Genomic DNA, 12,510 nt, shown 5'->3' on the forward strand with positions numbered 1-12,510 from the left:
GCGGCGCCTACTCCAGCTTGCTGGCGCGCAGCACGGTGGCGTCGCCGGCGGGGCCCGCCTTGGGCCGCGTCTCCAGCGAGCCGCGGAGCTTGAGGCCGCCCGCCGTCGTGCGCTGCATCAGCGACTCCATCTGCTGCTCGTTGCCCCCCGTCACCGCCGACAGGTCCAGCTCGTGGATGGGAATCGCGTCCATGTCCGGCTTGTCCGCCAGCACGGCGTTGTAGGTGGGGCAGGGCGGGGCGAAGCAGCGCACGCCGCTGTCCTTGACGATGTAGACGGCGCTCTCACCCGCCTTGGCCTCGCCGCCGTTGCCCGGGGTGGGCGGAGGCGCGACGGGGGTGCCGCTCTGGTCTCCACTGGGGGCGGCGGCCGTCTCCGCGGAGGGCTGCCGGGAGTCGCCGCTGGGCGTGCCGGGCTCGTTCGAGGGCGTCGAAGAGGAGGCGGACGGCTTGCTACAGCCGGCGGCGAAGCCCAGCGCGAGGGCGGCGAGCAACAGCGGGCGGACGTTCATGGGAAGCTCCGGAAGGCGAGTAGACAGGGAGTGTCCATCGCCCACGAGGCAAGGGCCAGTCCCCTGTCTGGCCAGCTGACCACCAGTCAGTTGAACTGGGGGTGACTGAATGCCCGTGCAGCGCGACTGGGAGTCTCATGAGAGGCGTCGAGGACCTGTCGGGCGCGAAGACGGGGGCTCGCGCGTCGTTGACGCTCCCTATGCCACGGGCTACATCGGCCCCCTGATCGGCCCCTCGGGGCCGAGACCTTTAAGGACGCCCTCCGATGGAATTCCGCATCGCCGCCGACGAGCTGAAGAAGGCCCTCTACCGCGCTCAGGGCATCGTGGAGCGCAAGACGACGATGCCCATCCTCGCGAACGTGCTCGTCAACGCGACGAAGGGGGGCATCACCGTCACCGCCTTCGACCTGGACATCGGCATCGTCTCCGAGCACCCCGCCGAGGTCATCAAGCCGGGCGCCGTCACGCTCAGCGCCAAGTACGTCTTCGACATCGTCCAGAACCTGCCCGACGCGCAGGTGACGTTGAAGAAGCTGGCCAACAACTACGTGGACATCTCCAGCGGCTCGGCCCACTTCAAGATTGTCGGCATGGCCGCCGAGGAGTACCCGAAGCTGCCCAAGGAGGAGAGCGCTCCGCTGGTGCAGGTGGGTGGCAACACCCTGCTGGAGATGATCAAGAAGACCCAGTTCGCCATCTCCAGCGACGAGACGCGCTACATCCTGAACGGCGTCTTCTTCGAGCCGCAGCCCTCCGGCAAGGTCCGCATGGTGGCCACGGACGGCCACCGGCTGTCGCTCATCGAGCGCGAGCTGACGGGTGACTTCAAGCTCAAGAGCGGCGTCATCATCCCGCGCAAGGGCCTGATGGAGCTCAAGCGCCTGTTGGACGAGGCCCCGGATGCGGAGTGCCACCTGGGCTTCGCGGAGAACTCCGCCCTGTTCAAGAAGCCCGGCCTCACCATGGTGATGCGGCTCATCGACGGGCAGTTCCCCGAGTACCAGCGCGTCATCCCCAAGGAGGGCGAGAAGGTCGTCCTCGTGCCCAAGGTTCGCTTCCTGGAGGGGCTCAAGCGCATCGCGCTGTTGTCCGCGGACAAGAGCAACGCGGTGCGCATCGGCCTGGAGGAGAACAAGCTGGTCATCACCGCGAGCAACCCGGACCTGGGTGAAGCGCGCGACGTGGTGGAGCTGGCGTACCGGGGCAATGACATCACCGTGGGCTTCAACGCGCGCTACCTCACGGACGTGCTCGCCGTCACGGACACGGACGAGGTGAGCTTCGAGCTGGGTGACGAGCACAGCCCCGGCGTGCTGCACGCGCCCGGTGACCGCACGTTCACCGCGGTCGTCATGCCCATGCGCGTCTGAGTCGCTTCACGGCCGGGAGCCCCGCGCTCCCCAAGTCGTCCCGCGCCCATGCGAGTCCGCGCCGAGTCCTGGCCGGGTCGCATGGGCTTTTTATTGCCGGGCGGCACAGGCGCCGTCGAGTGCGCGTGCCGTGAGGTCGCGGGAGACGGGCTGGCGCCAGCGGGATGCCGCCTTCTGGACGGGAAGGGTGACGTCGGAGCGGGGCGCCTGTCGGGTGGAACAGTCATGGGCGACCCATCGTTCACTCTCGCGAGGGGGCGTGGGCTCGGGGGCCTGCCGGAAGCCGGGGCCGCTTTTATAGTGAGGCCGTGGCCACGCACCCGGACAACCTGCGCGCACGACTCGAGGACCGCGCGGACCTCCTGGAGGCCACGCGCCTGCGCTACCAGGCCCTGCGGGGGATGCTGGAGGCCTTCTTCTGGAAGGACCGCGTCCGCGCCCACTTCGAGCTGTTGCGCGAGGTGGCGCAGGTGCAGCCGGAGGTGGATGCCACGCTCGCCGCGCTGAAGCGTCGCGCCGCCGCCGAGGCGTGGCCCCTCGACGCCGCGCCCATGAAGCTGATGGCGGAGGTGGAGCGCCTGCGGGCGGCCGTCCAGCACGCGGCCCTGCGCAGGCTGCCGGAGGCGGAGCGCTCGGTGCCGTTGGGCGAGGCGCTGCTGCGGCTGGAGGAGGTCGTGCTGGAGGCGGGGCCGCTGCTGGGCAGGCGCACCTGGGCCCGCGCCGTGGAGCTGTTGCCCCGCAACCTCCCGGAGCTGCGCGCCGCGTGCGCCGCCGCCGAGGTGTGTGAGCGCGTCTTCAAGCGCCCCACGCCCCAGGGGGTGCTGCCCTTCAACGAGGCGGAGGCCGATGAGCTGCGCCGCGCCCTGCCGCTCGCCGATTCGGCGCTGGCCGCGCTGTGGCAGCGCCTGGAGCACTTCGACACCAGCGGGCGGGTGAAGGACTTCCTGGCGCGCCGGGCTTCTCGCGTGCCGCTGCACGTGCCGCGAAGTGGACCAGAGCTGGTGCTGCACGCGGCCTTCTGGCACGGCGTGGCGCGGGCGCGGTTGCGCGCGCTGCTGGACGACCGGCTGGCCCCCGTCATACCGCTCGAGCAGGAGGTCCCGGAGCTGCTGCCGTGGCTGGCCGCGCGAGAAGGGGCCGCGACGAGCGGACGGGGTGATTCAAGGCTCGCCGCGGGCGAGGTCTTCGACGAAGGACGCGCGGGCCTGTTCGAACTGGCCGCGGAGCTGGCCTCCCTGTCGCGCGAGCGTCCCACCGGGGCCTGGAGCGAGGAGTCCGCGTGGGCCCGGTTGTGGAGCGCCGCGCAGCGGGCCCGCGACGAGGGCGGCACCGACGTGGAGCGCCTGCGCGATGCCCTGCGCCTGTTCATCATCCTGCACGGCAAGGCGCAGACGCCGGCCCGGCTGTTCTCTCCCTCGCGCGCCCAGCCGCGTGCGTCCGAGGACGGGGGGCCGGACATGACGCACGTCAAGGACCTGCCCGCGCTGGTGCAGGCCGCGAGGAACGCGGCCTCCCGCCCGGGTTGAGCGGGAGGTAAGGGCCGTCCCGCTTCAGCCTGTCGCGGGCGTGTCGTCCACGAGGGGCATCAACCGCGAGGCGAGCGCCGCCAGCAGGGCATCCTCCGCGAAGGCCGCCGCCAGGGCGGGCACGTGGAGCTTCCCCGTGGCCAGCTTCCTCAGTGAGTAGAAGGCCCAGGTGGAGGCCATGGCCGCGAGGCCGCCCAGCGTCGCCGCGAGCACGACGCGCCGCCGCGTCTGCCCCGACACCGACGACGCCGCCGCCACGGTGCCCATGAAGATGCGGCCCGTCATGGGCACCCACTTCACGCGCGCGGGCGTCTTCGGCAGCTTGTCCGCCACCAGTTCGCCCAGCGCGAGCACCTCCAGCACCCGGGGCACCCACGGCTTCGACAGGGCGACGGACAGCGGGTCCGTCCTCGCGTCTGGAGACTGGGCCAGCCTGCGACTCACCAGCGTGGGCGCGCTCAGACTTCGCATGCCCGCGAGCACTCCCAGCCCCACGGGGGTCAACCAATGTCCTCGTTCCACGGCCTCCACCTCCTCTTCCACGTGTGACTTCAGTCGTCCTGGCGCGCGCTGCGCGAAGATGCGCACCGGGCCCAGCTCTTCCAGCGCATGTCCCGAATGGGCCATCGTGCCCTGGTGCTCCGGCAGGCCCGCGAACTCCGGGTGGTGCCACGTCAGCTCGCGCAGGCGCGCATGTGTCAGCCGATGCCAGGCGCGTTGATAACGCTTGCCCACGAGCGCGAAGCCCAGGCGGCTCCACGCGTTGGGGAACTTCCCGGGCCGCCAGCTCGCCTCGATTTCGAAGCGCACCTCGCCGGTGTCGTGGTGCTTGCGCAAGAGGAACCACTCGCGCCCCTCCTCGATGTGGCCCTCCAGCGTCTCGAAGCTGAAGCCATACACGCTGCACGTCTCGCCAATCTCCAGCCGCGTGTCACCCACGCGCACCGCGCACAGGAAGCGCAGCCGCTCGGCCAGGGACTTCAGCTCCAACAGCACCGTGCGCCCATGCAGCGGCGTGTCGGAGGAGAAGTGCCAGCGGACGATGCGAGGGTCGGAGAAGTCGAAGGTCTCCAGCACGCCTCGGGCGCGCTCGAAGAGGCCCGTGGGAGACGGCGGGCCCGGCTGCTCGCGGCCCAGCGTGGACACCGAGTGCACCTGGTTCCAGCCCGCCTCCAGCGTCATCTCTCCCGACGCGGCCGTGAAGTTGCGCGCCAGCGCTCGCGCCTGCGCCAGAAGGGGGGCCAGCTCGTCGTCCGTCCAGCCGGAGAACCAGCGCCACTCAATCATCGGCGTCGTCTCCTCGCGCGAGGAACGTGGGTCCCGACATCACATCGCCACCCTCCGGCTCCTCGCCCAGCTCCCGGGTGTCCGCGTGGATGCCACCCACCACGCCCTCGCCCGCGGAGAGGGCCACGCGCAGGACGAACTCCGTCCAGGTGTTGGTCTGCATCGCCTCGCCCGCGGTGACGAAGCCCCAGTGGTGCATGTGCGAGCCGGAGCGCGCGCGGCTGCGGATGTGGAAGAGCACGTCCCCGTACTCGTTGCGGTACGCGCCGAAGGTGATGCGCCCCGCCTCCGGGTGGCCCGGCAGCGTGGCGAGCGTCAGGCTCTGACGGTCCTTGTGGATGACGCGCACGCCGAAGGTCCCCGCGCCGTGGATGCGCACCGTGAGCAGCTCGCCCATCGCCAGTGGCTGGTCCTCGCGGGACGGGGACTCGCGCTCGAACACACACAGCTCCTCCGGCGCGAACTCGGAGAACCTCCGCGCCACCCAGTCCAGGAGGTCGGCGGGCCGGTGGCGACAGTGCCGGATGAGGGCCCAGTAATCGCGTTGCAACAGGGGGCCCGCACCCGCCTCGGGGAGCTGGAGTCCTCCCGCTTCGCCGCCCGCCGTGTCCGGTGTCGTGTGGTGGTTCACCCTCTCGCCCTTCGCGTGGTCCGGTCCCACCATGATGGGGACCGCGACGCCGGGAGGCATGGGGCTTTCCCGTGAGTGCGGGAGGGCGTCCGGCCGACCTGTCCGGCCGCTCGGGGAGCAAGCGCGATGAGCCTGGACGTCAACCCCGCGAGCGCCGAGTCGAAGCGCGAGTACGAGCTGCCCCCCGTGTTACGGGCGGAACACGCGGACAGCTCGTTCACCCGCTTGCTGGAGCAGCAGGCGGCCAAGATTCCCTCTCACATGTTCCTCTTCGCCAGCCTGTGCTCGATGGGCGTGTCGCTGAGCCTGGAGCTGATGGGCCGCACCCAGCCCGCCCGCTTCATCGGCTCGTGGGTGTCTCCGCTCCTGGTGATGGGCGTCTACAACAAGCTGGTGAAGCTGCTCGGGCCTCGCTGAAGGAAGGACGCGCCGCTTGAGTCACTCCACCACTTCCACCTCGCCCAGCGGCAGGTCCACGCCGTTCACCCGCGCCTCGAAGCGGTGCGGGCCCGGGTAGTGGCGGCGCGTGGTGAGCTGCGCCAGGGACACGCGCTTGCCCAGCGTCTCCTCCTGTCCGGGCGACAGCGTCAGCGCGCGCACCTTGAAGACCTTGGGCTTGGGCGCCTCGCCGCGCGCCTTGAAGAAGTGCACCGCCAGGTCCACCACGAGCGACTGGGTGCGCTTGGAGCGATTGGCCACCACGAAGCGCACGTCCACCGCGCCGCCCAGCTTCGCGCGACGGGGCAGCTCCGTGGCGCGGGCCTCGATGCCGGTGGGCTTGCCCGCGCCCAGCACCTCCAGGGCGGCGGGCTCTCCTCGTTTGACGGCGGAGCGCAGCGCGTGACGCACCAGCCACTCCCGCTCCGGTGAGGTGTCCTTCAGCCACGCCTTCGCCACCTTCACCAGCACGTCGGGGTGGTCCTTGCCGATGTCGTTGAGGTTGTTGGCCACCGAGCGGCGCACGTACAGGTCCACGTCGTCCTTGAGCAGCTCCAACAGCTCCAGCACCGGACGCGGGTCCTGCTGGAAGGCGCGCAGGCGGGAGGCCCACGGCAGGCGCGGACGCGTGCCCTCCGAGACGAGCCTTCGCACATGGACGCTCTCGTCCTTCGTCCACTCGCGCAGCCGCTTCAGCGTCTTCTCCGGATGCCGCTCCAGGAAGGGGCGGATGGAGAACTCCGCCGTGAAGCGCTGGGTGAGCGCGTGCTGCGCCCGCATGGACTCCTCGAAGTGTTCCAGGCCGTGCTCGGACACGAACATCGTGTGGGGGAGGTAGAAGAAGACCTCCATGCCCCCCACCCGGTCCGTCTCCCGGAGCGGGCCGAGCGAGCGCACCACCACCTCCACCGCCTTCGCGTAGTCGCGGGGGAGCGCGCGGTGCATGGCCTGGGAGATGTGCCGCGCGCGGCCAATGAGCTCGTGTCCGTCCAGACCCAGGCGGGCCTCGCGCAGGAAGGTGTCGAGCGGGAAGGTCGGGTGCGCGCGGTGCAGCGTGGTGCCCAGTCGCTCCACCAGCCGGGCATCGAAGAAGGTCTTGAGGGGCTCCGCCATGGGGCCGGACCAAAGCCTGTCGCGAGGGGACCCACAAGGCATGTCCTACCTTTCCGCGCTGCCAGTAATGCCTGTCTTCTGCTAGTCGTGCGGGTTGTGGCGACACGCAAGGGCCAGGGCCCTCGGGGCGGGAAACCAAGCGCGAAAGGAAGCCAGGGTTCCGGCGCGGCTCGGAGCGTGCGCGCGTCGCCGGAAGCGCTCGCGTTGCGCGAGCAGTTGGCCTCGGTGACGGACCCGTTGGTGTTGCTGGAGGGGTTGTTCCTCCACTCGCCGGTGCCGTACGCCATCTTCGACGCGCAAGGCCACTGCCGGCTGCACAACCCGGCCTATGCGGCGATGTTCGGCTCGGTGCCGCCGCCCGAGTACAGCCTCTTTCGCGACGAGCTGGTCGCGAAGCTGGGGCTCGACGTGCTGCTGCGCCGGGCCTTCGCGGGCGAGACGGTCCAGACGCCGGTCATCTGGTACGACGTGAAGGAGCTGCGGCACGTCGACGTGAAAGAGGCGCACCGCATCGCCATCGCCTGCACCTGCTTCCCGCTCGCGTCCTCCGGGGGCGAGGTGAGCCACATCGCCCTGGCCTACAAGGACGTGACGGCGGAGCTGGCCGCGCGCGAGGCGGAGCAGTTGGAGCGACGGCGGCTCTATCAACTGCTCACGCAGGCGCCGGTGGCCATCAACCTCTTGCGCGGCCCGGATTTGCGCTTCGAGTTCGCCAACCCGCTGCTCCAGACGTTGATGGGTGGGCGCGAGCTGGTGGGGCGCACGTTGCTGGAGGCGATTCCGGACATCGCTCCGGAGCTGGTGAGCCTGTACCGGGGCGTGCTGGAGACGGGGGAGCGGGTGGTGGCCCACGAGTATCCGATGGTGCTCGACTACGCGGGGCGGGGCCAGGTGGAGACGCGGTACTGGAACCTCCTCTACGAGCCGCTGCGCGACGAGCGGGGCCGCGTGGATGGGCTGGTGACGTTCGCCTTCGAGGTGACGGAGCAGGTGCTCGCGCGTCAGGCGGTGGAGAGCCAGCACCGATGGCTGGAGGCGGTGCTGGACTTGATGCCCATGCCGGTGGTGATGGCGGACCCCGGCACCGGAGACCTCACCTTCTCCAACGCGGCGGCGGACCGGCTGCATGGTGTGAGCATCCCCACGCGGGTGCCGGCCTCCGACTACGGCGAGCTGTTCCACGTCACGGACCTCGCGGGCCAGCGACTGAGGGCGGCGGAACTCCCCTCCGCTCGCGCGGCGCGGGGCGAGAAGCTGGAGGGCCTGGAGGTCGTCTGGCACACGCACGGCGGGGAGTTCGTGCTCAGCATCTCCTCGGAGATGTTGCCCGCGATGCACGGGCATCCGGCGGTGACGGTGCTGCCCTTCCTGGACATCACCCGCCTGAAGACGGTGGAGCAGCGGCTCCAGGACGCCATCCGCGTGCGCGACGAGTTCCTGTCGGTGGCGAGCCATGAGCTGAAGACGCCGCTGACGGTGTTGGGCCTGAGGCTGCAGGCCTTCGCGCGCGCGGCGCTGGCGGACCCGGGCTCCGCGTGGGCGCTGCGCCACGGTCGCGAGGTGCAGGGCATGTTGCGGCAGGTGATGCGGCTGGCGGACCTGGTGAACGGGCTGCTGGATGTGTCGCGCATCGGCACGGGGCGGCTGCGGTTGGAGTACGAGCAGGTGGACCTGCTCGCGCTGGTGCAGGAGGTGGTGGCGCGCTTCCAGCCGGAAGCGGAGCGGGCGGAGTGCGAGGTGGAGGTCTCCGGCGTGGAGTCCGCGCCGGGGCTGTGGGACCGGATGCGGTTGGAGCAGGTGGTCACCAACCTGGTGTCCAACGCGCTCAAGTACGGCGCGGGTCGGCCCGTGCGGGTGCTCGTGGAGCGGGATGAAACGCGGGCCCGGCTGGTGGTGCGCGACGAGGGCATCGGCATCAGCGTGGAGGCCCAGGCGCGCATCTTCCACAAGTTCGAGCGCGCCGTGTCCGAGCGCAACTACGGTGGCCTGGGGCTGGGCCTGTATGTCGCGCGCACGCTCGTGGAGGCGATGGAGGGCGTCATCCGCGTGGACAGCCAGCCGGGCGAAGGGGCCACCTTCACCATGGAGCTGCCGCTGCGTCCCTCCGAGCCCGCCGTCGCCGTCGCCGCCAAGAGCCTGGCGTCCTGACGGACTCCCGCTCTAGATAACCTCCCCGCGACGCCACGGACGCGGGTATACGGTGGGGGCCGTGCGCCTCCTCGCACTCCACGTCCAAGACTTCCGCAATCTCGCGCAGGTGACGCTCACGCCCAGCGCCCATGCCACCATCGCCGTGGGGCAGAACGGGCAGGGCAAGACGAACCTGTTGGAGGGGCTCTACTTCCTCGCCACGCTCAAGCCGCTGCGCGCCGGGCGACTGTCGGAGCTGGTGCGCTGGGGCACTCAGACGGCGCGCGTGTCCGGCCGCTTCCTCCTCAAGGGGGCCGAGCGCGAAATCGCCGTGGAGGTGGGCGGCGGCACCCGGCAGGCCTTCGTGGACGGAAAGAAGGCGGCCAGCCTGGAGGAGTACTTCGGCGGCGTCTCCGTCGTGGCCTTCACCCCGGATGACCTGGAGGTGGTGAAGGGCGGGCCGGACTCACGGCGTGGCTTCCTGGACCGGGCGGTGTTCAACCGCTTCCCCGCCTACCTGCGGGAGAGCCGCGAGTACGCGCGCGCGCTGAAGAACCGCAACCGGCTCCTGCGCGAGGGCGGCGCGGTGGACCCGGCCTACCTGGACGCCTACGACGAGACGCTGGCGAAGGCGGGGGCCCGCATCTACGCGCGGCGACGGGCGCTGATGGCGGAGCTGTCGCCTCGCGCGCAGGCGACCTTCGCCTCGATTGGCCGCACGGTGGAGCCGGCCTCGTACGGCTATCACCCGGCGCACCTGGGCGGAGACTTCGCCACGGCGGATGAGGCCGCGCTGGCCCTGGCGCTGCGGGAGTCCCTGGGCGAGCGCCTGCGCCGCGATTTGGACCGGGGCTTCACGTCGGTGGGGCCCCACTCGGACGACGTGACGGTGACGCTGGGAGGGCGCAGCGCGCGGGCCTACGCGAGCCAGGGACAGCAGCGGGCGCTGGTGCTCGGCTGGAAGATCGCCGAAATCGAGAACCTGGAAACGAGCATGGGGTTCCTGCCGCTGCTCATGCTGGACGACGTGTCGAGCGAGCTGGACCCGGAGCGCAACGCCTACCTGATGGACTACCTGGCGAGGAGCGGCGCGCAGGTGTTCCTCTCCACCACGGACGGCTCGCTGGTGCGCGGGGCGGCGGCGGCGGACACGCTGTGGCTCTCCGTGCACGCGGGACAGGTGACGACGCGGGACGCGGAGACGCCGCCCGTCGCGAGTTGACTCACGGCACCGGGCGACGCCGGTGCCAGGGCCAGTGCACGTTCATCCGCCGGGCGTGGTGTTGATGCCGTGGCGGCAGGTCCTCCTGGCGGACGTGCTCGAAGAAGGCGAAGCGGTACTCGGCCCAGAGCACCGCGAAGGCCACCGCGAACAGGAAGGTCCCCAGGGTGAGCCACCACACGGTGCCCGTGGCCAGGGCGATGGTGGCCACCGCCAGGAGTCCAAGGCTCAGGCCCAGGGAGATTTCCCTCAGCTTCTTCGACTCGCTGAAGGCCATGCCCATGGACACGAGCGACATCACCAGCAGGGCCACGGCCACGCCGTAGGCCGTGCGTGCGTACAGGCTCGCAATCGACAGCAGGAAGAGACCGAAGCCGAACACCGCGAGTCCGCCGTCCATGTGTCTCCTCCTCGCGCCGTGTCCTCTCCCTGAAGAGGGAGGAGGGGGACGGGCGGATGCCTCGCATGGCCTCCGTGTCCCGGTGGGGTGCTGGAAGGAACATGCGAACCGGGGGGGCGCACGGGGACTCCCCGCGTGCGCGCGCCGGGTGAGATTGATTGTGGGCGGGGCGGACGGCCTGCCCCTTTCCACGCCGGGAATGCGACGCCGGACGCGCGAAACGGGGTGTGTCGAGCATGTGACCTGGAAGGTTCAGTGGCGAGCATCCACCGTCCAGGGGTGGAGGTAGGGCTGGGTAGTGGACGTTTTATCGCGCGGAATTTCTTGCGGCGCCGCCCCCGGTGTCGCATGACTCGCCCGCAGGGCCGGAAGTGCTGACCGCGAAGAACGGTGCCATGCCGAGGATGACGCTGCTGCTCGTGTTGCTCGCATCCCTCGGGGGCTGCCGCCGCGTGAGCTTCGAGGACTCCGTGCTGTCCAAGCCAGAGGTGCGCTACCGCGTGGGCGAGCTGCCCAAGCACTGGCGCCGTGTCTGGTTGGAGGACAATGACCTGGCCTTCGCGGAGACGGGCACGGGCCGCGCGCTCTCCGTCAACGCGACGTGCAAGGGGCACGATGACCCACCGCTCCCGGTCCTCACGCGGCATTTGTTGATGGGCTTCACCGAGCGCCAGGAGGTGTCCCAGCACCTCATCGCCATGGATGGGCGGGAGGCGCTGCGCAGCCGCTTCCTGGCGAAGATGGATGGCGTGCCGGTGGAGCTGGAGCTGGTGGTGTTGAAGAAGGACAACTGCGTCTTCGACTTCTCCTACGTCGCGCCGCCCGGGCTGGCCGCGGAGCGGATGGCGGACTTCGACGCGCTGCTCGCGGGCTTCAAGTCGGAGCACTTCGGATGAGCCCCTCGGCGGAAGCGGAGGTGCCGGCGGCGCCGGTGCCGGAGCGCCCCGGGGTGGTGGAGCGCACGAAGCAGCGGCTGGAGTCGCTGGGCGCGATGACCCAGATGACGGGGCAGGTGCTCAGCCGCGCGGTGCGGCCGCCCTTCGACGGCGCCTCGTTCATCTTCCAGGTGGAGACGCTGGGGGTGCGCTCGCTGCCCATCGCGCTGCTCACGGCGACGTTCGCCGGGCTCGTCATCTCGTTGCAGTTTGGTTACTTCCTGGCGCGCTTCGGGGTGCAGTACACGGTGGGGCGCGTGGTCGTCCTCACGTTGTTCCGCGAACTGGCGCCGGTGTTGACGGCGCTCACGGTGGGCGCGCGCCTGGGCAGCGGCATGGCGGCGGAGCTGGGGGCGATGACGGTGACGGAGCAGGTGGACGCCATCCGCGCGCTGGGGGCGGACCCGCTGCGCAAGCTGGTGGTGCCGCGAGTGCTCGCGTGCCTGCTGGTGATGCCGGTGCTCACGGTGTTCGCGGACGTGGTGGGCCTGGTGGCGGGCGCGCTGGTGGTGAACGCGCAGTACGCCATCTCGTTGGACCTGTTCTTCCAGGGCGCGCTGGACGCGGTGTTCATGATGGACTTCCTGTCCGGCGTGTTCAAAGGCGCGGTGTTCGGCTTCATCATCGGGCTGGTGGGGTGCTTCAAGGGCCTGACGGTGGAGGGCGGCACGGAGGGCGTGGGGCGCGCGACGACGCAGACGGTGGCGATAACTTCCGTGGCGGTGTGTCTGGCGGACTTCTTCATCACCAAGGTGACGTTGTACCTGTGACGCGACATGCCCTTCGCCCACCGCAAGGAAGCGCCCACGTTCGAGTTCCACCGGCCCACGCCGGGTGAGCAGCTCATCCACTTCGAGCACCTCCAGAAGTCGTTCGGCGCCAAGCGCGTCTACGACGACCTGGAGCTGGACGTGCGGGCGGGGGAGACGCTGGTGGTGCTGGGG

Annotated in this window: 12 protein-coding genes and 1 pseudogene; 8 read left to right on the forward strand and 5 right to left on the reverse strand. The window is 70.5% G+C overall.

Translation table 11 applies throughout. The annotated features are described in order from the left end of the window. Window positions 1-7 precede the first annotated feature (7 nt). Window positions 8-511: a DUF6748 domain-containing protein gene (locus tag HR086_RS17925; RefSeq protein WP_141642036.1), complete on the reverse strand. Its 504-nt coding sequence runs from the start codon at window positions 509-511 to the stop codon at window positions 8-10. 266 nt (window positions 512-777) lie between these two features. Here HR086_RS17925 and dnaN point away from each other — a divergent pair, with 266 nt between their 5' ends. Both dnaN and HR086_RS17935 read left to right on the forward strand, forming a co-directional pair. Further along, window positions 778-1,884, forward strand: coding sequence for a DNA polymerase III subunit beta (gene dnaN / locus HR086_RS17930; RefSeq protein ID WP_141642037.1), 1,107 nt, complete (start codon window positions 778-780; stop codon window positions 1,882-1,884). Between the two features lie 308 nt (window positions 1,885-2,192). Then, window positions 2,193-3,410 carry a hypothetical protein gene (locus tag HR086_RS17935; RefSeq protein ID WP_174466223.1) on the forward strand — a complete coding sequence of 406 codons (1,218 nt, stop codon included), beginning with the start codon at window positions 2,193-2,195 and terminating at the stop codon, window positions 3,408-3,410. A gap of 24 nt (window positions 3,411-3,434) precedes the next feature. On the opposite strand, the gene HR086_RS17940 is transcribed toward HR086_RS17935, so the two are convergent. Together HR086_RS17940 and HR086_RS17945 are read right to left on the reverse strand one after the other, a co-directional pair. Then, on the reverse strand, window positions 3,435-4,697 hold the full coding sequence (locus HR086_RS17940; protein WP_174460194.1) for a DUF1990 family protein: 1,263 nt from the start codon (window positions 4,695-4,697) through the stop codon (window positions 3,435-3,437). After that, window positions 4,690-5,388: a DUF1990 family protein gene (locus tag HR086_RS17945; protein ID WP_254626368.1), complete on the reverse strand. Its 699-nt coding sequence runs from the start codon at window positions 5,386-5,388 to the stop codon at window positions 4,690-4,692. Before HR086_RS17945 ends, HR086_RS17940 begins: the two co-directional genes overlap by 8 nt. Before the next feature lie 66 nt (window positions 5,389-5,454). On the opposite strand from HR086_RS17945, the gene HR086_RS17950 reads away from it, so the two are divergent. Beyond that, entirely contained in the window at window positions 5,455-5,745 is a 291-nt protein-coding gene (locus HR086_RS17950; RefSeq protein ID WP_141642040.1) for a hypothetical protein, read from the forward strand. Between the two features lie 21 nt (window positions 5,746-5,766). Here HR086_RS17950 and HR086_RS17955 read toward each other — a convergent pair whose 3' ends face one another. After that, the gene (locus HR086_RS17955) at window positions 5,767-6,879 is read right to left on the reverse strand and encodes a DNA alkylation repair protein (protein WP_174460193.1); all 1,113 of its coding nucleotides are present in this window, start codon (window positions 6,877-6,879) and stop codon (window positions 5,767-5,769) included. Window positions 6,880-7,056: 177 nt separating this feature from the next. On the opposite strand from HR086_RS17955, the gene HR086_RS17960 reads away from it, so the two are divergent. Then, complete coding sequence (locus HR086_RS17960) at window positions 7,057-9,027, forward strand: ATP-binding protein (protein WP_373564315.1); 1,971 nt, start codon at window positions 7,057-7,059, stop codon at window positions 9,025-9,027. Window positions 9,028-9,088: 61 nt separating this feature from the next. Then, window positions 9,089-10,231: a DNA replication/repair protein RecF gene (locus HR086_RS17965; protein WP_141642042.1), complete on the forward strand. Its 1,143-nt coding sequence runs from the start codon at window positions 9,089-9,091 to the stop codon at window positions 10,229-10,231. A gap of 1 nt (window position 10,232) precedes the next feature. On the opposite strand, the gene HR086_RS17970 is transcribed toward HR086_RS17965, so the two are convergent. Continuing rightward, window positions 10,233-10,631, reverse strand: a complete 399-nt coding sequence (locus HR086_RS17970) for a hypothetical protein (RefSeq protein ID WP_174459021.1) — start codon at window positions 10,629-10,631, stop codon at window positions 10,233-10,235. Between the two features lie 395 nt (window positions 10,632-11,026). Between HR086_RS17970 and HR086_RS17975 the strand changes: the two genes are divergently transcribed. From HR086_RS17975 to HR086_RS48550, 3 genes and pseudogenes are all read left to right on the forward strand, one after another. Next, entirely contained in the window at window positions 11,027-11,527 is a 501-nt protein-coding gene (locus tag HR086_RS17975; RefSeq protein WP_141642044.1) for a hypothetical protein, read from the forward strand. Beyond that, entirely contained in the window at window positions 11,524-12,336 is an 813-nt protein-coding gene (locus HR086_RS17980; protein WP_141642045.1) for an ABC transporter permease, read from the forward strand. The genes HR086_RS17975 and HR086_RS17980 overlap by 4 nt, the downstream gene beginning before the upstream one ends. A 6-nt stretch (window positions 12,337-12,342) precedes the next feature. Next, a pseudogene (locus tag HR086_RS48550) lies at window positions 12,343-12,510 on the forward strand (ABC transporter ATP-binding protein); the annotation flags it as partial.

Source organism: Myxococcus sp. CA039A (assembly GCF_013336645.1).
GTDB lineage: Bacteria > Myxococcota > Myxococcia > Myxococcales > Myxococcaceae > Myxococcus > Myxococcus llanfairpwllgwyngyllgogerychwyrndrobwllllantysiliogogogochensis.